The sequence below is a fragment of the Paenibacillus sp. NRS-1782 genome (assembly GCF_050467685.1).
Taxonomy (GTDB): domain Bacteria; phylum Bacillota; class Bacilli; order Paenibacillales; family Paenibacillaceae; genus Paenibacillus; species Paenibacillus terrae_A.
The window spans coordinates 62,802-80,302 of sequence record NZ_JBITPH010000004.1 but is presented as its reverse complement, the minus strand read 5'-3'; the positions used below and the strand labels follow the sequence as shown (position 1 = coordinate 80,302).

Genomic DNA, 17,501 nt, shown 5'->3' with positions numbered 1-17,501 from the left:
GCGGAAAGGGTGAGCAACATGAGTGGCTTTTATCGGATGATGTCTGGACGCAGATTTGCTGCCCACGAAAAAGCCGGGTCTGCCCGGCAGGGGAATAACAAGCGTCCAGAGACGGGGGCTGTGCCGAATGGACAGCCGGAGAGAGAAGAGATGCGGGGAGGCACCATTATAGGAGTAGCCTTGCGTACCTCGGTACTGATGATCCTCCTTTGCGGCCTCGCTTATCCGCTGGTTAGCACGGGCGTGGCACAGGTATTGTTTCCGCAGCAGGCGAATGGCAGTATGCTTCGTAATGCCGAGGGTCAGGTAGTCGGCTCCGAGCTGATCGGGCAGTCCTTTGCGAATCCGGCATTTTTTCAGGGGAGGGTATCGAGCATAGATTATAATGGGGCCGGTTCAGGCTCCAGTAATTACGCACCGTCCAATCCGGCCTTGATACAGCGGGTCAAGGATTCCATAGCGGATTGGCAGAAAAATAACCCGGATGTACCGATCAATCAGGTTCCTGTGGACCTGATTACGAACTCTGGCTCTGGTCTGGACCCGCATATCTCGCCGCAGGCGGCACAGGTTCAGATCCCGCGTATTAGCGGCTTGACCGGTATTGCGCAGGATAAGCTGAAGGTACTGGTGCAGGAGCAGACCGAAGGGCGCAGTGCCGGAGTGTTCGGTGAGCCACGTGTGAACGTGCTCAAGCTGAACCTCGCGCTTGAAGCACAAACGCAGGCACAGCCTGCCAAGTGGTAAGTCTAGAGGTTGGAATAGAGTGATCAAAAAAAGGTATCCCGCAGCCATTTGGCTGGTGAGATACCTTTTTTTGATTTTATTAAGTGTTGCTTAGCTCTCAATGACCTGAAACGATTTGAACGATAAGCACCACATTCAAAACAATGATGACGGCGGTCACGATCCAGGTTAATACTTTTTGCCATGTTTTGTTCGCAAACTCACCCATACGCTTTTTGTCGCTGGTGAAGATCAGCAACGGGATGATAGCAAAGGGAAGCTGGATGGACAGAATTACCTGACTTAGTACCAGCAGTTCTTCGGCCCCTTTCTCACCCGCGATAGCTGTGACGATTACCGCCGGAATGATAGCAATGAGTCGGGTCACGAGACGGCGCAGCCAAGGCGCGAGACGAAGGCTGAGAAAGCCCTCCATGACGATTTGCCCGGCTAAGGTACCGGTTACGGTTGAATTCTGACCAGAAGCGAGCAGCGCCACCCCGAACAGGATACTCGCGAGTGTGGTTCCGAGCAATGGCGACAGCAGATAGAAAGCATCGCTGATCTCCGCCACATCGGTTTTTCCTGCGGTATGGAACACGGCTGCGGCCACGATCAGAATAGCGGCATTGATAAACAGGGCGAACATGAGCGCTATACTCGAATCCCATGTCGCGAATTTGATAGCCTCTCGTTTGCCTGCTGACGTCTGCTCGAATTTACGAGTTTGTACGATGGACGAATGCAGGTACAGGTTATGGGGCATCACGGTAGCGCCCATAATACCAATGGCGATATACAGCATGCTTGGGTTGGTCAAGATTTGCGAGTCCGGCACAAAGCCACCTAACACGCTGCTCCATTCCGGCTTAGCCAAAATGAGATTGATGCCAAAGCAGCCGGCAATCGTCACCATCAGTACAATGACCAGCGTTTCCAGAGCACGAAAGCCTTTGTTTTGCAGTAATAAAATGAGCATGACATCGAAGGCAGTAATCAGGACACCATACAATAGCGGTATGCCGAACAGCAGCTTGAGTGCAATGGCTGAACCGATGACCTCGGCCAAATCCATGGCTGCAATAGCGATTTCGCATAGAAGCCATAAGCCGATCGCAACCGGGCGACTGTAGGCTTCACGGCACATTTGAGCCAAATCTTTACCTGTGGCAATGCCGAGCTTGCCGGATAAAGCCTGCAGCAAGATGGCCATTAGATTAGAGATCAGAATGACACTGAGCAGTGTATAGCCAAATTTCGATCCGCCCGCAATGTCTGTAGCCCAGTTGCCGGGGTCCATATAGCCGACAGCGACCATATAGCCGGGTCCGGCAAAGGCGAGGAATTTCCGAAACCACGTGCCGTTCTTCGGGACGTTCAAGGAACGATTCACTTCCGCTAGTGAAGCGATTTCCGCCAAGTTACCTTTTGTATTTCTCATACGCTTCACCTTCTTTATTCATGTTGAAATATATTATTAGTGACATAATGATCGCTTTATCCATATTGTACACTCACAATAGTTTTTGTCTAGTACAACTTTTGTGTGGACAAGCAAATTATTCTTATTGTATAGATATAATGAAAAACCAAGCTTCCCTTCATCCATATTTCAAATGATTCATTTGGTGTGGTTTGTTTAAAGTACATACGAGAAGGAAATCATTATTAACATGACGATGATCCCGGAAGAATGTAAAACATATTAAAGAAGGAGAGATGAAATCATGGAAGCATTATACACAGCATCAGCAACGGTACATGGTGGAAGAGACGGTTCTGTCGCTTCCTCCGACGGAGTTTTGAAGCATAAGCTCAGTACGCCCAAGGAATTAGGTGGCGCAGGTGGAGAGGCTACGAATCCGGAGCAATTGTTTGCGGCAGGCTATGGCGCCTGTTATGAGAGCGCACTGGCCAATGTTGCTCGCAAAGCCAAGGTAAAAGTGGACAACGTTGAGGTAACCAGTCATGTGTCCATCGGTAAGGACCCGAGCGACGGCGGCTTCCAATTGGCAGTGCGTCTGGATGTGAAAATACCGGGAATTGAACGTTCTCAGGCCGAAGATTTGGCACGTCAGGCGCATGATTTTTGTCCATATTCCAAAGCGACTCGCGGCAATATTGACGTTGAGCTGAACGTCATTTGATCGTGAAGCACATCATCTCTACGTTTTACGCTGATTGATCGGCGGCTTTTGCATATAGACCTTGATTCGTCGAGATCCGCGGCCATTTGACATCATCGCCAAAATTCATTAAGATGGCTTAGGTGATTCTGGTCATCAGGTACGAAACAAATTTGAAAAATACGGGTGATATGATGTCTTACAGACCGAATATTGTTAATTTCACGCTGGCTGGCAGCAACGAAAAAGAAGGGCTTTATGAGTTTAAAATGAGTTTGGCCGATGGAACGGAATGCCGCGTTTTTTCTCAACGTAATCCGGAGTGGATCTTGACGAATATCAGTCGATTGCTAACGACGCCTTGCCCGGTATGTCATAAGGATTTTATCTGTAAGTGTATGGATAAGTTCCATGATGAGTTTTTAGAGCAAATTAAATCGAAACAGCTGTTTGAGAAAGCATTGAGCTAGTTCTCAAAACAGGTAAAAGCCTATACATTGTTAAACAAGCGTCGGATGATTTCGGCGTTTTTTTGTTTATTTCCTGGAGGTGAAATGCATTTATGAAGCAATCTGACGATGCTTATCAAAATCCTTCTCAGCAAGATTATTCAATTGTGTTGGTGGATGGTGTATGCCATTTTTGTCAGGGGGCGGCCCGCTTCATTATTAAGCGTGACCCGAAGGGGACGTTTCATTTTGGTTCCTTGCAATCCGAGCAGGGACAAAAACTATTGCGTGCAGGAGGATTGTCAACGGATAAGCTGGATACGTTCGTACTCATTGAAGGCGGTATGTATTACACGAGGTCAACCGCAGCTCTGCGGATTGCCAGACATCTTCGTTTTCCATATCCGCTGGCCTATGTCTTCATCCTCGTCCCCCGCTTTATACGCAATGCAGTCTATAGCTGGGTGGCACGTAACCGATACCGCTGGTTTGGCAAGGATGAGGAGGATCAATGTCAGATCCCCCCAGCAGAAATGAGGCAACGATTTTTTTAACTGTTCAGGATTCAGGTTTCGGAGGAGCAGCTTCCTTATTAGAGCCCTTTTTGGAGCGATGACGACGGATCAGCCATATCACAATTGCCGCAATGAGGATCAGGCCCGCAACGGCTACATATATGATATGACGCACATTGGGTACGTTGACGGATAGCTTTAGCTCATTAGGCTCTAATGGGGCAATATCCCAATGTAGTATCTTCCCGTCTGCCGATACACTGTCGGCATTGCTCGCAGCGGGCTGGATCGGTAAGGACAGGCTAAAATTAAGATCAAGCTGCCGCTCCAGTATTTTACGTGCGAACACATTCATTTGCTCCAATTTGTCACTCAGTCCCCGTGCTTCCTCAGGTAGCATTTGTGGCAGATCGAGCTTCATCGTAAGATCAACATTCGTTGTGAAAAAATGTTGGGTCACAGTGCGTTTAAATTCCAATCCCGCAGGTAGATTTAAATCCTGATTGGGATTTTTTCCGCTTGCACTCCAATCTCCTTGATAGTGCCCCTTGATTTGATAACCCTTTCTTCCCTGCTCAGATAGTGGCTGGACATTTAGATTGTTGCCTTGAATCCGCTTGGCCAAGCGGTCCAGCAGCCCGGGATTATTCAGTATCAACAGCGTCTGATTGTTCACACTGAACGAAGCATCCATATCCACGCTCTGATCCAGATGAACGTCTACATGGACATCCCCACGTGCACAGGAAGTGAGAGGGACCAGACAGCATAGCAGCACAAAAATGAGTAGCATTTTCCGTGTTCGATGTTGTTGATGCTTGTTCCGGTAAGGGTCGCATTCTGTTTGCTCCATGATCTTCACCTTCTTTATATATGTTCTTTCATGTAACGATTGGATATCTTCTATATATTACACATTCGGAGAGCTAAAATCGAACGGACTGACAGGATAAATAGACTTTTATATTTAAAATGTTTCCTTAGGGAAACATTTTAGTGTATACTCTAAAATATAGTATTAGGAAAAAATAATTTACATCATGAAATACTTTGTCCTGAATGCATATAAATAGAGGAGGATATTGAAACATGAATAAACGGTTTAAGGCGGCTGTACCGCGTCGGGCTTTGATTGCAGGAACATTGTTCCTGGTTTTAGTTGCAGCAAGTGCATGCACTGATGGTAAGAAGGCGGAGCAGGGAGCTGCTGGGGAGGCGGGGCAAAAAATAAAGGCCACAGCTACTATTGGCATGATTTCTGATATTGCCGGCAAGGTAGGCGGTAATCATGTGGAGGTCACAGGCATTATGAGATCAGGCGTTGACCCGCATTTGTACAAGGCTTCTCAGGGAGATATGCGCAAACTGGATCAGGCAGATATTATTTTTTATAACGGGTTGCATCTGGAAGGAAAAATGCAGGACATTTTGGAGAAGATCGGCAAGCAAAAACCTGTCGTACCTGTATCCAAAAATATGGCTCAGGATCAATTGCGCTCAGGTAGCCCGGAAATGGGATCGGAGCATGATCCGCATATCTGGTTTAACGTACAAAACTGGATGTCTGCGGTAGAAACCGTCAGAGATGAATTGTCGGCGCTGGATGCTGCTCATGCTGAGGATTATAAGGCTAATGCAGAAGCCTATCTCGCTGAGCTGCGGAAGCTGGATGATTACACGCGGGAGCAGATTGCCAGCATACCGGAAGCCCAGCGTGTGCTTGTCACGGCCCATGATGCTTTTGGCTATTTCGGAGATGCCTACGGCATTCAAGTGAAAGGGCTTCAAGGAATGAGTACAGAATCAGAAGCGGGCTCTCAGGATGTGACCAAGCTGCGTGATTATTTGGTTGAACATAAAATCAAGGCTATATTCGTAGAATCCAGCGTTCCAAGAAAGGCCATAGATGCGGTCATTCAGGGAGCGGCTCAGCAGGATCATACGATCAAGGTTGGCGGCGAGCTGTATTCGGATGCGATGGGTGAAGAGGGCACGGAGGACGGTACGTATATTGGTATGGTCAAGCATAACGTCAATACAATTGTTAAAGCTCTTAATTAAAGGAGGAGGCAACACATGAGGCATTCACCGCTTGTGGTTCGTGATTTATCTGTAGCTTATCAAAAAAAGCCCGTTCTGCTTGACATATCCTTCGAGGTGCCGGAGGGCAAGCTGATTGGTATTATTGGTCCGAACGGGGCCGGAAAGTCCACGCTGATCAAGGCTGCGCTGGGACTAATACCAAAGCTTAGGGGCGAGGTGTTGGTTTACGGCAAGCCTTATAAGCAGCAGTTGCTCAAGGTTGGTTATGTGCCGCAACGTGAGTCGGTAGATTGGGATTTTCCGACGAACGCGCTGGATGTGGTCATGATGGGACGTTACGGGAGACTTGGCTGGTTCAAGCGGCCGGGAGCCGCTGATCGTCAGGCAGCGCTGGAAAGTCTGGACAAGGTAGGCATGAGCGACTATGCGGACAGACAGATCAGTCAGTTATCTGGCGGGCAGCAGCAACGTGTTTTTTTGGCCAGAGCACTTGCGCAGGACGCTCAGCTTTATTTTATGGATGAACCGTTTGTAGGTGTAGACGCTGCAACAGAAAAAGCTATTATTTCATTGCTCACAGACCTGAAGCGGCAAGGAAAAACCGTACTGGTCGTTCATCATGATTTGTCTACGGTCACAGAATATTTTGATCAGGTCATGCTGCTGAACGGGCATCTGATGGCGTTCGGAGAAACGGCAGATATTTTCACCGAGGACAATCTGCAACGTACATATGGCGGACGTCTGAGTATACTCAAAACAGGTGCGAATTCCGGCACGATACTCGGAGTGAGGTGAGCGCTATGACAAGTTTGGCTACGCTTTTGACCGATCCGAATATGCAGTGGATTTTGCTGGGCTGCATCTTGCTCGGTTTAAGCAGCGGCGTGATTGGCAGCTTTATGTATTTGCGCAAGCAGTCGCTCATGGGGGATGCTTTGGCACATGCAGCTTTGCCGGGGGTATGTGTAGCGTTTATGATAACGGGCACAAAATCCGTGTTTGGATTTATGATCGGGGCCGCCATTGCAGGGATTGCTGCGACCTTTGCCATCAGTGCGCTGACCCGGTACTCACGAATCAAGAGCGATTCGGCGATTGCAGCCGTGCTGTCTGTATTTTTCGGCTTTGGCATTATGCTCTTGACGGAAATCCAGCACAGCGGGGCGGGGAATCAGAGCGGATTGGATAAGTTCCTGTTTGGTCAGGCAGCGGCGATGGTATTGTCTGATGTCTACACGATGGCGGCCATTTCGGTGGTGCTGATCGGGATCTGTATATTGTTCTTTAAGGAATTTAAGCTGCTTAGCTTTGATCCCGGCTTTGCTCGTGGACTTGGTTTTCCGGCAGGCTTGCTGGATAAGCTGTTGATGCTGCTGATTGTTATTGCGGTAGTTGCCGGTATTCAGGCGGTGGGTGTCATTATGATGGCGGCCCTGTTGATTACACCCGCGGTGTCTGCAAGATACTGGACGGAGAAGCTGGGTGTCATGGTGTGCCTCTCAGGCTTGTTTGGTGCTATAGCGGGCTTCGGTGGAACAATCATTAGCGCTTTGGGGCAAAATCTGCCCACAGGGCCGTTGTGTGTGCTGTGCGCGACCGTGGTGTTCGGTGTGAGTCTGGTTTTTGCACCGCAGCGCGGGTTAATTTCCAAGGCTATCGTTCGGTTGAACGTCAGAAAAAATCTGGAGCAGGCAACCGCTACACACCATGGAAAGGAGCGTGCGCTGTGAGTACCTTTTATGTGATCTTGACGGGAATGTTAGTGGCAGGGGGATGCAGTATGGTTGGCTGCTTTCTCGTGCTTCGGAAAATGGCCATGATCGGTGATGCGATCAGCCATGCCGTGTTGCCGGGGATTGTCATTGCTTTTTTGATCAGCGGGTCTAGGGATTCAGTGTGGATGATGTTTGGTGCAGCGGTATTGGGACTCCTGACGGTGTATCTGATTCAGTTGTTCCAGCAAAGCGGTCTGCAAAGTGACGCCGCCATTGGTGTGGTGTTTACGACACTGTTTGCCATAGGTGTTCTGCTGGTTAGCGTGTTTGCCTCCAACGTCCATCTGGATATGGATCACGTGCTATATGGTGAGATTGCATATGTGCCATGGAATACGCTGGAGATAGCCGGCGTAGATGTCGGTCCGAGAGCGGTGTGGATTACGGGTGCGATGTTTTTGATTAATTTGCTCGTGGTAGGATTATTTTTCAAGCAATTTAAAATCACTTCCTTCGATCCCGCACTAGCGGCTTCGCTAGGTATTCCGGTTGTTTTTTTTCATTATCTGCTGATGAGTCTCGTCTCGCTTACGACGGTGGCATCGTTTGAGAGTGTGGGTGCGATTCTGGTGGTCGGAATGCTCGTGGTACCGCCTCTTACGGCTTATCTGCTGACGGAGAAGCTATCCCGTATGATTGTGTACAGCGTCGGGTTGGGGGCGATCAGTTCGGTAGCAGGCTTTTACACAGCAAGTGTACTGGATGCCTCTATTGCCGCATGTATGCTGTGTGTATCGGGTTTGCTGTTGCTGTTGGCCTTCCTCTTCTCCCCGTCCCATGGGGTGGTGTGGCAAAAGTTGTTCCAGCAACGAGGATTAGTTCGTGAAGACAGCAAGTAATTCGCAGAAAGCGATCATCTATGAGTGCCTAAAATAGCGTGCAGACAGGTAGAAAACGCCTGAATGCGCGTTTTTTTTGCGCGTATGCTGCCCTGTATGACTTATTTTGCACAAGCTGGAGCGGAGCATCTTGAATTGTTGGGGACACGGGAGTACATTCATTACAGCGATACAAGAACGGAAGGAACAATCTGTCACGTAGCAGGGAGGCACAAAGATGGAGAGCTTTAAACGTAAATCACCAGAGGAAATATTGGATTCCATAAACAAACTGCATCGGGGCAGACTCAAAATATACATTGGAGCGGTCAGTGGGTCAGGCAAAACGTATCATATGCTTCTGGAAGGACAATCGCTTCAGCATGAAGGTATCGACGTTGTAATTTGTGCAGTATCGACCATGCAGCGGCGTGAGACGGTGGAGCAGGTAGGCACACTGGAGCGGGTGCCCAGTATCCATTGGGTTCAGGATGGGGTGGAGCAGAAGGATTTAAATTTGAAAGCACTGGAGGATCGCAATCCCGAGGTGGTACTGGTGGATCATTTGGCACATCGCAACCGGGAAGGCGCCCCATTTCCAACACGGCTGGAGGATATTCAATATCTGCTAGAGCTAGGAATTAGCGTCATTACGACGGTCAATGTCTATGAGCTGGAAGGGATTACGGATTGGGTTTATCAGCTTACAGGGATAGAGGCAGAATATACGGTTCCTGTCGATACACTGGAGCTGGCGGATGAAATTCGTCTGATTGATGTCACACCCGAAACGATTTTGGAGCGGCTGGCGAAAGGGTACATGCATACGCCCAATCCTGAGATGTTTCATCGGGGGAATCTGGGTAAGCTGCGTGAGCTGGCTCTGCGATTGGTAGCGGAGGATGTGAACGATTCACTGGAGCGGCATCGGGAGGAATTGGGTTTGCACGGGGCGTCAGGAGCCGCAGAGCGTATTTTGGTGCCTGTCCAGTATCACTGGAACGGGTCCATTTATGTACGCAGGGGGGAGCAGGTGGCCAAGAGACTGGGCGGAGATATGCTGGTGGCCTCCTTTGTCGATCCGAAGGGCAAGCTGTCCAAGGAATCGGCAGCCTTCAAGCGCTCAATTGTGCAGCTGGTTGAAAAGGTAGGATCGGAATTTGAAGAAATCCCGCTCATTTCCCGCAGAAGATTGCCTCGTCAGCTTATCCATTATGCGGTGGCGCGTAATGTTACCCGGATCGTTATGGGACATTCCCGGCAGACCCGGTGGCAGGAGCTGATCAGAGGCTCGCTGGTAAACGGAATCTTTAAGCGAATGAAAAATATGGATCTGCTGCTTATTGCCGACCGTGCTGAGCAGGAGGGCGAACGTATTTTGCCGACGATGAGGCAGGAGGAGGGAGACAATGATCCGTATCATCGTCTGAGCGATGAGGAAGCGCAGGCTGAGGCTGCCAAAATCCGGCGCGGCAGGCTCAAGGTATATATTGGTGCTGCTCCTGGTGTCGGCAAGACGTACACGATGCTCAGAGAGGGAAATGATCTGCTGACAAGCGGGATTGATATTGTTATCGGACTGCTGGAAACGCATGGAAGGGCGGAAACGCTGGCACAAGTAGGCTCGCTGGATACCGTTCCTCGTCAGACTATGGAGCGGCATGGCGTACATTTGGAGGAAATGGATACCGAAGCGATTCTCAGGCGCAATCCCGAGGTGGTCCTAATTGACGAACTGGCGCATACCAATGTTCCCGGCAGTTCAAGATCCAAGCGTTATGAGGATGTACTGACGATTTTGGAACAAGGGATTTCTGTCATTTCCACAATGAATGTACAGCATCTGGAGAGTCTGAATGACGCGGTTGAGCAGATTACCGGGATTCGGGTGAGGGAGACGGTTCCCGACCATATGATGCGGCTAGCCGATGAGGTACAGCTCATTGATGTGGCTCCCAAATCGTTGCAGCAGCGTATGCGTGATGGCAAAATATACGATCCAGTCAAAGTGGAGCAGGCGCTTAGCCATTTTTTTAAATTAGGCAATCTGATTGCCCTGCGTGAGCTTGCTCTGCGGGAATTGGCAGATGATGTAGACGAACGGCTGGAATCGTGGGATCGACACGAATCGCTTAGAGGTCCGTGGCGAAGAGAGGAAGTAATCTTCGTAGGGGTGACGCTTAGTAACAATGATGAAAGGCTGATTCGACGTGGCTTTCGTATTGCTTTTCGTTTGAAGGCGGTGTGGATCGTGACCTATGTTCATGTAGGTATAAGCATACCGGAGAAGCTAAACTTGCGACTGGAGCAATTGAAAATGCTAACCCACCGTCTGGGAGGAACCTTCGAAATCCGGCTTGTTTCCAGTCGGGGAAAGATTGCTGATATATTGATTACTCCGGTGGAAGGGTACATGGGGACGCAGTTAATTGTGGGGCAGTCCTCCAGAAGCAGCCGTTGGGGAAAGGATGCGGTCGTCCCGCAAATTCTCCGTCAAGCGCGTCATATGGATGTTCTGATCGTGGCGGACTATGATCCGGACATCAAGTTGGAGGAAGAGGATTGAATCGCCTAATCCTTTTATAAATAGTCAGATGCTGGTTTCCGATTGTTCAGTGCTTCCATAGTATATTCTATCTCAAAGAATTGGAGGCGAATTTGAATATGTTTAAACATCGTCCGCATCATTGTCATTTTCCTAAGCCCAAAAAACGTTTCTTTAAGAAGCTTACCAAAACAACGGTGATTACAGTTAAGTATGTTCCTAAAGTTAAGCGTCGTTGTTTCACTCATGTAGAATGTGGCGTTCTGAAAGGACATCACCACCGGAAACATCGTCATCATCGTCACCATCACTGTCATCGTCCTTGTCATCACAAATTCTACTAAGATTAAGGCAATGGAGGCGGGCTTGAATGCCCGCCTTTTGCTACATAAGGATTGTGAAGAAATTCTAACATAAAAAATGCTTGCTCTAAAATAGGCGCTGTGCTATTCTACGATTAAATAGATTGCACGTGACGGAAGCACCGTTCACCAACCGTATGTTTGTACGGTTTGATGAACGGTGCTTTTTTGCGTTGTTTTTTGGGGAGGGGAAGAGCGTCATGATTCCGGTAAAAGTGGTTCTGGCTGTAGGTAGTCGGGATTATATTGAGCCACTGCTGAATTATGTATACGGAAGCGAGTACGCCAGAAGGCTGAGAGTAACGGCATTTTCGCAGCCTGAGGCATTTTGCCAATACATGATGGAAACGGCTGGAATGAAAAAGCCGGATGTTGTGGTGGGTGAAGCCGCTTTTTTGAGTCTTTGGATAGATCGGGAGGCTTCTGATATCCCTTGTCTTGTGCTTCACGAGGGGGAACAGGTGAGCGAATACGGACAACCTTTATTAAAATATCAGCCCTTGTCTGAACTGGTGGGCTTTATTTTGGAAACGGCGAGACAGCGGACAAGTGGGCAGCAGAGCGTAAACAGCCGGGAAGGCGGAATGATTATTGGCATGGTTGCAGCCTCCGGCGGACTGGGCAAGACAACGGCTGCGCTCAATATTTCCAAGCAGTTGGGAAATGAGGGGTATTCGGTTTTTTATTTGAATTTGGAAACGGTGGATTCAAGTTCGTTGTTCATGGGTTCCGGTGGAGCAGAAGGAGAGGGACTGTCCAGACTGCTTTATGATCTCAAGGCAGCGGGGTATGAGAGAAATCCCTTATCTGTCACTTCGTATTGTGTGCGTCGTTCTGAAATTCAGGCCGACACCTTTCAGCCTGTTAATAACCGCAAGGAACTGATGGACATGACCTGTGATGAGGCGATAGAGCTGATTCGGACGATTGCCGAAAGCGGACAGTATGATGTCGTAATCGTAGATAGCGAGTCTGAAAATGGTGACCGGGCTCAAGCTGTGTGTAAAGCCAGCCATAAGCTGATTTGGCTGCTGGCGGACGATTTAATGAGTATGCACAAGTGCGGTCTATGGCTGGATGCTCTGGAAGCCACACAGCCGGAAGGACTTGAAGCCATGCTGACCAAAACCCGTTTTGTAGTGAACCGTTATATGGGGACTATGGTCAATCCGTTACCTCGGGACTTTATGGAGCTGAGCGGAGCGCTGCCTTACATTCCTTCATGGAAGCAGATGCAGCATCGTGAGCTGCTGCTTAGTTCACCGATTTATCAGCGGGAAATTCGCCAGCTGTGCCGCGAGCTACTGAATGTGGAGACTGTAACACAGCCGCCCGCCGCTTGGTCTTAAGGGGGGGGGCGATGAACATGAATGAAGAACGGTTTCGTGCACTACGAGCGGATATCCGGGGAGGCCTGGACGTCACGTCCTCAGTAGGGGATGCAGAGTTAGTGCGGCATATTGAAAATCGAATTTTGCATGACATAGAGCTGGCAGGTTTGACCTCCAGAGAAAAGCATGCGCTCGTCCGTAAAATTTTTAATTCCTTCCGTGGGCTGGATGTGCTCCAGCCGTTGATTGATGATCCCACGGTTACGGAAATTATGATTAACAGTCACCGGGAAATTTTTGTGGAGCGGGCAGGTGAGGTGATCCAGGCACCCGATCAATTTGAATCCCGTGAGCGACTGGAGGATTTGATTCAGACGATTGTAGCCGGGGTGAACCGGATTGTGAATGAGTCTTCGCCGATTGTCGACGCCCGATTAAAGGATGGATCACGCGTAAATATTGTGCTACCGCCAGTCGCTCTCAAAGGGCCGACGATGACGATACGGAAGTTTCCCGAGCGTCCGATGACGATGGATGATTTGATACGAATGGGGGCGCTGGATGCAGAAGCCGCCCATATGCTCAAGGACTTGGTACGCAGCAAGTACAACATTTTTATAAGCGGGGGTACGGGTTCCGGTAAAACCACCTTTCTGAATGCATTATCCCAGTTTATTCCGCCGTCGGAACGGATTATTACGATTGAAGATTCGGCAGAGCTGCAAATTGTAACCGTCCCTAATCTGGTTTCCATGGAAACACGGAATGCCAACACCGAGGGTAAGGGTGAAATCACGATTCGTGATCTGATACGTTCCTCCCTGCGTATGCGGCCCAATCGCATTGTGGTAGGTGAGGTCAGGGGAAGCGAGGCGTTGGATATGTTACAGGCGATGAACACAGGACATGATGGAAGTCTTTACAATACAAAATGGTACTCAATTATACAAGACTTCGCCCAAGTAAGCGTCGAAAAATCTGTTCCTAACACCCTTCACATTGGTTTCATCCGTATTAAGTTCTATTTTCTTAAATGTTGTATAAATCATTTCCTTTCTATCTTCATCATTCATGATAGCCCAAAGTTGTTCTAACTCTATTAAACCATCCATTTTGGGTATTGTAGAAACAGCTCCCTCGTTCTCACCGATAATCTTACGTACTTTCGCTTCCGAATCATCTTCCTCCTGAATACGTTTACGGATTTGATCTTTTGAAATCAACCCTTCTACAAACATATACTGCCATTTCTCGCGTCTCTCCTGAATCCTTTTAAGTTCTTTTTTAGCAACCTCCACTTTGTCGTCTCTATTATCTAGTTCTTTTTCAACACTTGCATTAATCTCATTTATCGCGTCGTGATCAATTTTGATTTGTTTAATGTATTGCATTACCAAATGCTCTACATGTATTTGTCGAAACATAGGCATATCACAGCTTTTGTTGCTATGCTTATTAGAACAAATATAGTAGGGCGTACGCACGATCTCACCGTTGGATAGTTTGCGTTTGTTAGAAAGTCGTCCAAACATAGAACCTCCACAACGCCCACAACGCAGGACGCCGCTGAACCAATAGGTCTGAACTCGGCTAAATCCACTGTTACTCTTACGTGTCATAAATGCTTTCAATTCTTCATATTCTAGTCTCGTAAATATTGGTTCGTGATCTCCATCTCCATATAAGCATTTAACTCGCTCGTCGCGTTTGTGGTTAACGTACTCTCCTCCTGGGAGTTTTGTTCCTAGTCGAAGTATTCCGGCGTAATATGGATTTTCGAGAGTATATGAGACGGTCGCAGAAGTCCATTCATGTCCTCGGCGCAGTTTATCTTCTCGGTTTAATTTCATTGCAACTGATTTATATCCCATACCGGACAAATATAAGGAACGAGCTTCTTTTATTATCTCGGCTTCTTCCTGTATGACCTGTTCATTTTTATTGTATCCATAGGGCAAAATACCACCGGGGCGTTTACCTTCCAATATCATTTGTTCGATGCCGAATCGCACACGTTCCGAAATGGTACCGCGTTCCCACTCTGCTAGTGCCGCTACAATGGTTATAAACAACTTACCCATAGCAGTTGTAGTATCAAAAACCTCTGTTGCTGATTTAAATTTCACATCATATTTTTCGAATTCTTTCAATAACTGATGGAGATCACCAACTGACCTTGTTAAACGATCTAATTTATAAACTAGCACAACATCAAATTTATGTTCCTGCATATCTTTCAACATACGTTCCATGTCAGGCCTTTTTAAATCTTTTGCCGATTTCCCCTCATCCACATAAAAATCATGAATTCCCCAGTCTTGAGACTTGGCAAAGTTAATCAGTCTCGTGCGCTGTCCATCTAAGCTAAAGCCTTCTTCGACTTGCATATTTGTTGATACCCTAATATAAATACCAGCTCTCATATCAAACACCTCATTTCGGCCAAAATTTAACTTCAACTACTTTTCCAATAATTTTAACTGTTTCAGCAGGAACAAGGCTTGGTTGCATAGTTGGGTTAGATGGAATCAATAGACACATGTTTCCTTCGCGTCTGACCCTTTTTAAGGTGACACACTCATCATTTACTGCAACTACAGCTATTTCATTTGGGGTAACCTCATCTTGCTTGGCTACGATAACCAGATCTCCAGAAAAAACTCTGTCACCAGTCATACTGTCTCCTTGTACCTCAAGCGCGAAACCGTCCTTACCGCGTAAAATATATGGGTCAATAAGAGTGTAATTTTCAATATTTTCAATTCTGTCTATAGGCGAACCAGCAGCGATCTTTCCGACGACGGGGACTCGAAGCATTGATCCAGAATCGAACGGGATAATATTGGTCTTTAATTCGGGGTTAACTTCGTTTATTTCTCTAATGTATTGATCGAAAGATTTTTTCTGGTTTAAGGAATCTTCTACAAAGACCTTTAAAATTTCTAGTTTTTCTTCAAAACTCATCATTTCAACAAATTCAGTGGGAGATATATTACACATTTTCTCTGCTTCTTCTTTAGAAATACTTTCACTTACCATTATGTTTTCTAATATTGTTTTATAATCCAGTACCAAATTACTGTTCATCAGGAAATGATTCAAATATGAATTTATACTTTCAATATTGTTGAAAGTATTTTTTAGTTTTTCTGGAGCTTTGTCTAAAAATGCTGCCATTAACAATTTATCTTTGTCGCCCCCAGTTACTTCAGCTAATGCGATATTTATTTCTTCGGAAGCGGGGTTTTTTGTTTTATTATTTTTAAGCATAGATATGTAAGAACGCTCTATTTTAACGCCTCTTTCGTTCATCTTCTTCGCTAAATCCGCAATGGTTAAACCACTCTGCTCTATGTATTGGCTTAATAATTCTGAATAATTCACCACGACACCGCCTCGTTATTAGTTAATAGTAATATTACCACAACGTTGATTAAATATTCAACGGTTTTTTTATTTTGTGAGTAAATATTTATTGACACCACAATGCTAAAGAATTATGATTTGTTTATCAAAGCGTAAATGATTATTTACGGGTCGCTTTGTTAAACATCATATCAGTAAGGAGGTGGAACAAATGTCTTACGCCACATTACTAAAAAACGCCATTAAGGATGCGGATCTCTCATTGGGACAGATTTGCCGAAGAGTAAATCGCAACGGTTTAAAGTTGCATCCTGCTGTGCTTAGCAAAATGCAGAATGGTAAACATCCTCCAGCGAGAGATGAAGTTAACATCGCACTTGCTCAGGTATTAGAAATAGACGTCGGGCGGTTGAGGGTAGAAGCGATTAAACAAATCTTACCGAAAGACCTAATCAAACTCATCCAAGAAGTAAGTTGATCTTTGAAAACAAAATACTACCGAGGAGACTACTTTATGGCGATTGAAGCAAAAAAGGTGCCTGCCGGAAAGCCCAAAGGGATGTCAGATAGTGCATGGATTAAACTTCACGAAGTGGTTGCGAAAATTCATGTCAATCATGCAAAAGCGAGAAATCGGAATGAGAAAGGGGAAACAGCATGACTAAATTGGTATTCATCGAAAACGGACGAGCCGTAACCGACAGCTTGATAGTAGCTGAGGAATTTCATAAAGAACACCGCAATGTTCTTGCTGATATTGAAAACCAAATTAAAAAGTTGGCTGAGGCTGGCTTGGAGGAATGGGGGGTGCTGAACTTTCAGCAGACCCAATATCAACACCCTCAGAATAAACAATGGTATCCCAAATTCGATATGACCGAAGATGCCTTTGCAATTGTGGCCATGTCGTATGTCACTCCAGAAGCTATGAAGATGAAAGTTAAGTTTTTAAACGAGTTCAAGCGAATGCGAAACGAATTGACTCTTAATACACAAGCATTATCGCCAGAACTACAAATGTTCAATCAAATGTTTCAGGCTGTTGCGAAAGTAGAGTTGGAAAACTCACAACTGAAAAATGATGTGAGTGCCGTAAAAGAACAACTTGATAACCAAGCTGAGATACTGGCCCTGAACCCTACGGAATGGCGTAAGAAAGTCCGCTCCTTGTTGAACAAAATCGCACTGAAACGCGGCGGTCATGACGCTTACTCAGAAGTGAACAATGAGAGTTACGAACTGCTTGAGCAACGCGGAAACTGCAAACTGGGCATCCGGCAGGAAAACATCAAGAAGCGCATGGCACTGGAAGGCGTCGCTAAGTCAAAGATTAATGCGATTAGCAAGTTGGAAGCCATTGCGGAAGATTCCCGGCTGACTGAAATATATCTGGCGATCGTAAAGGAAATGGCGATAAAGTACAGCGTCAAATTCGATTAATT

The 17,501-nt window shown here is 46.9% G+C and carries 17 protein-coding genes and 1 pseudogene; 14 read left to right on the top strand and 4 right to left on the bottom strand.

The genetic code is table 11. The features are described from left to right. The first annotated feature begins 18 nt into the window (after positions 1 to 18). Positions 19 to 747 carry a potassium-transporting ATPase subunit KdpC gene (kdpC, locus tag ACIFQM_RS01265; RefSeq protein ID WP_430039499.1) on the top strand — a complete coding sequence of 243 codons (729 nt, stop codon included), beginning with the start codon at positions 19 to 21 and terminating at the stop codon, positions 745 to 747. Positions 748 to 844: 97 nt separating this feature from the next. On the opposite strand, the gene ACIFQM_RS01260 is transcribed toward kdpC, so the two are convergent. Continuing rightward, on the bottom strand, positions 845 to 2,167 hold the full coding sequence (locus tag ACIFQM_RS01260; RefSeq protein WP_430039446.1) for an Nramp family divalent metal transporter: 1,323 nt from the start codon (positions 2,165 to 2,167) through the stop codon (positions 845 to 847). 286 nt (positions 2,168 to 2,453) lie between these two features. On the opposite strand from ACIFQM_RS01260, the gene ACIFQM_RS01255 reads away from it, so the two are divergent. The 3 genes from ACIFQM_RS01255 (at position 2,454) to ACIFQM_RS01245 (ending at position 3,855) form a co-directional block, all read left to right on the top strand. Then, positions 2,454 to 2,873, top strand: coding sequence for an organic hydroperoxide resistance protein (locus ACIFQM_RS01255; RefSeq protein ID WP_134910699.1), 420 nt, complete (start codon positions 2,454 to 2,456; stop codon positions 2,871 to 2,873). 122 nt (positions 2,874 to 2,995) lie between these two features. Continuing rightward, positions 2,996 to 3,322 (top strand): hypothetical protein, encoded by a 327-nt coding sequence (locus tag ACIFQM_RS01250; RefSeq protein WP_137062016.1) that lies wholly within the window; start codon positions 2,996 to 2,998, stop codon positions 3,320 to 3,322. 92 nt (positions 3,323 to 3,414) lie between these two features. Beyond that, on the top strand, positions 3,415 to 3,855 hold the full coding sequence (locus ACIFQM_RS01245) for a thiol-disulfide oxidoreductase DCC family protein (RefSeq protein WP_430039449.1): 441 nt from the start codon (positions 3,415 to 3,417) through the stop codon (positions 3,853 to 3,855). Between the two features lie 4 nt (positions 3,856 to 3,859). Here ACIFQM_RS01245 and ACIFQM_RS01240 read toward each other — a convergent pair whose 3' ends face one another. After that, positions 3,860 to 4,669, bottom strand: coding sequence for a DUF3153 domain-containing protein (locus ACIFQM_RS01240; RefSeq protein ID WP_430039451.1), 810 nt, complete (start codon positions 4,667 to 4,669; stop codon positions 3,860 to 3,862). 236 nt (positions 4,670 to 4,905) lie between these two features. Between ACIFQM_RS01240 and ACIFQM_RS01235 the strand changes: the two genes are divergently transcribed. From ACIFQM_RS01235 to ACIFQM_RS01205, 7 genes and pseudogenes are all read left to right on the top strand, one after another. Continuing rightward, a complete protein-coding gene (locus ACIFQM_RS01235; RefSeq protein ID WP_430039454.1) occupies positions 4,906 to 5,877 on the top strand; it encodes a metal ABC transporter solute-binding protein, Zn/Mn family in 972 nt (323 codons plus the stop codon). Positions 5,878 to 5,892: 15 nt separating this feature from the next. Next, a complete protein-coding gene (locus ACIFQM_RS01230) occupies positions 5,893 to 6,657 on the top strand; it encodes a metal ABC transporter ATP-binding protein (protein WP_430039456.1) in 765 nt (254 codons plus the stop codon). A 5-nt stretch (positions 6,658 to 6,662) separates the two neighbouring features. Continuing rightward, positions 6,663 to 7,592 carry a metal ABC transporter permease gene (locus ACIFQM_RS01225; RefSeq protein WP_430039459.1) on the top strand — a complete coding sequence of 310 codons (930 nt, stop codon included), beginning with the start codon at positions 6,663 to 6,665 and terminating at the stop codon, positions 7,590 to 7,592. Further along, positions 7,589 to 8,476 (top strand): metal ABC transporter permease, encoded by an 888-nt coding sequence (locus ACIFQM_RS01220; RefSeq protein ID WP_430039461.1) that lies wholly within the window; start codon positions 7,589 to 7,591, stop codon positions 8,474 to 8,476. Before ACIFQM_RS01225 ends, ACIFQM_RS01220 begins: the two co-directional genes overlap by 4 nt. Positions 8,477 to 8,693: 217 nt before the next feature. Further along, the gene (locus ACIFQM_RS01215) at positions 8,694 to 11,021 is read left to right on the top strand and encodes a histidine kinase (protein WP_430039464.1); all 2,328 of its coding nucleotides are present in this window, start codon (positions 8,694 to 8,696) and stop codon (positions 11,019 to 11,021) included. 541 nt (positions 11,022 to 11,562) lie between these two features. After that, positions 11,563 to 12,711 carry a ParA family protein gene (locus ACIFQM_RS01210; protein ID WP_430039467.1) on the top strand — a complete coding sequence of 383 codons (1,149 nt, stop codon included), beginning with the start codon at positions 11,563 to 11,565 and terminating at the stop codon, positions 12,709 to 12,711. 17 nt (positions 12,712 to 12,728) lie between these two features. After that, a pseudogene (locus tag ACIFQM_RS01205) lies at positions 12,729 to 13,613 on the top strand (CpaF family protein); the annotation flags it as partial. Between the two features lie 18 nt (positions 13,614 to 13,631). On the opposite strand, the gene ACIFQM_RS01200 reads toward ACIFQM_RS01205, so the two are convergent. Together ACIFQM_RS01200 and ACIFQM_RS01195 are read right to left on the bottom strand one after the other, a co-directional pair. Beyond that, a complete protein-coding gene (locus ACIFQM_RS01200; RefSeq protein WP_430046677.1) occupies positions 13,632 to 15,116 on the bottom strand; it encodes a recombinase family protein in 1,485 nt (494 codons plus the stop codon). Positions 15,117 to 15,126: 10 nt separating this feature from the next. After that, the gene (locus tag ACIFQM_RS01195) at positions 15,127 to 16,077 is read right to left on the bottom strand and encodes a S24 family peptidase (protein WP_430046679.1); all 951 of its coding nucleotides are present in this window, start codon (positions 16,075 to 16,077) and stop codon (positions 15,127 to 15,129) included. Between the two features lie 193 nt (positions 16,078 to 16,270). Between ACIFQM_RS01195 and ACIFQM_RS01190 the strand changes: the two genes are divergently transcribed. Genes ACIFQM_RS01190 through ACIFQM_RS01180 form a run of 3 tightly spaced genes read left to right on the top strand, consistent with a single transcriptional unit; the run spans position 16,271 to position 17,499 of the window. Continuing rightward, the gene (locus ACIFQM_RS01190) at positions 16,271 to 16,537 is read left to right on the top strand and encodes a helix-turn-helix domain-containing protein (protein ID WP_430046682.1); all 267 of its coding nucleotides are present in this window, start codon (positions 16,271 to 16,273) and stop codon (positions 16,535 to 16,537) included. A 36-nt stretch (positions 16,538 to 16,573) separates the two neighbouring features. After that, on the top strand, positions 16,574 to 16,720 hold the full coding sequence (locus ACIFQM_RS01185) for a hypothetical protein (protein ID WP_430046685.1): 147 nt from the start codon (positions 16,574 to 16,576) through the stop codon (positions 16,718 to 16,720). Continuing rightward, positions 16,717 to 17,499, top strand: coding sequence for a Rha family transcriptional regulator (locus ACIFQM_RS01180; RefSeq protein ID WP_430064914.1), 783 nt, complete (start codon positions 16,717 to 16,719; stop codon positions 17,497 to 17,499). Before ACIFQM_RS01185 ends, ACIFQM_RS01180 begins: the two co-directional genes overlap by 4 nt. The last annotated feature ends 2 nt before the right edge of the window (positions 17,500 to 17,501 follow it).

What these genes read in the sequence shown, in the direction of transcription:
- kdpC (WP_430039499.1), top strand. Translation starts at nt 19, where the DNA reads ATGAGTGGCTTTTATCGGATGATGTCTGGACGCAGATTTGCTGCCCAC.
- ACIFQM_RS01260 (WP_430039446.1), bottom strand. Translation starts at nt 2,167, where the DNA reads ATGAGAAATACAAAAGGTAACTTGGCGGAAATCGCTTCACTAGCGGAA.
- ACIFQM_RS01255 (WP_134910699.1), top strand. Translation starts at nt 2,454, where the DNA reads ATGGAAGCATTATACACAGCATCAGCAACGGTACATGGTGGAAGAGAC.
- ACIFQM_RS01245 (WP_430039449.1), top strand. Translation starts at nt 3,415, where the DNA reads ATGAAGCAATCTGACGATGCTTATCAAAATCCTTCTCAGCAAGATTAT.
- ACIFQM_RS01240 (WP_430039451.1), bottom strand. Translation starts at nt 4,669, where the DNA reads ATGGAGCAAACAGAATGCGACCCTTACCGGAACAAGCATCAACAACAT.
- ACIFQM_RS01235 (WP_430039454.1), top strand. Translation starts at nt 4,906, where the DNA reads ATGAATAAACGGTTTAAGGCGGCTGTACCGCGTCGGGCTTTGATTGCA.
- ACIFQM_RS01230 (WP_430039456.1), top strand. Translation starts at nt 5,893, where the DNA reads ATGAGGCATTCACCGCTTGTGGTTCGTGATTTATCTGTAGCTTATCAA.
- ACIFQM_RS01225 (WP_430039459.1), top strand. Translation starts at nt 6,663, where the DNA reads ATGACAAGTTTGGCTACGCTTTTGACCGATCCGAATATGCAGTGGATT.
- ACIFQM_RS01215 (WP_430039464.1), top strand. Translation starts at nt 8,694, where the DNA reads ATGGAGAGCTTTAAACGTAAATCACCAGAGGAAATATTGGATTCCATA.
- ACIFQM_RS01210 (WP_430039467.1), top strand. Translation starts at nt 11,563, where the DNA reads ATGATTCCGGTAAAAGTGGTTCTGGCTGTAGGTAGTCGGGATTATATT.
- ACIFQM_RS01200 (WP_430046677.1), bottom strand. Translation starts at nt 15,116, where the DNA reads ATGAGAGCTGGTATTTATATTAGGGTATCAACAAATATGCAAGTCGAA.
- ACIFQM_RS01190 (WP_430046682.1), top strand. Translation starts at nt 16,271, where the DNA reads ATGTCTTACGCCACATTACTAAAAAACGCCATTAAGGATGCGGATCTC.
- ACIFQM_RS01185 (WP_430046685.1), top strand. Translation starts at nt 16,574, where the DNA reads ATGGCGATTGAAGCAAAAAAGGTGCCTGCCGGAAAGCCCAAAGGGATG.
- ACIFQM_RS01180 (WP_430064914.1), top strand. Translation starts at nt 16,717, where the DNA reads ATGACTAAATTGGTATTCATCGAAAACGGACGAGCCGTAACCGACAGC.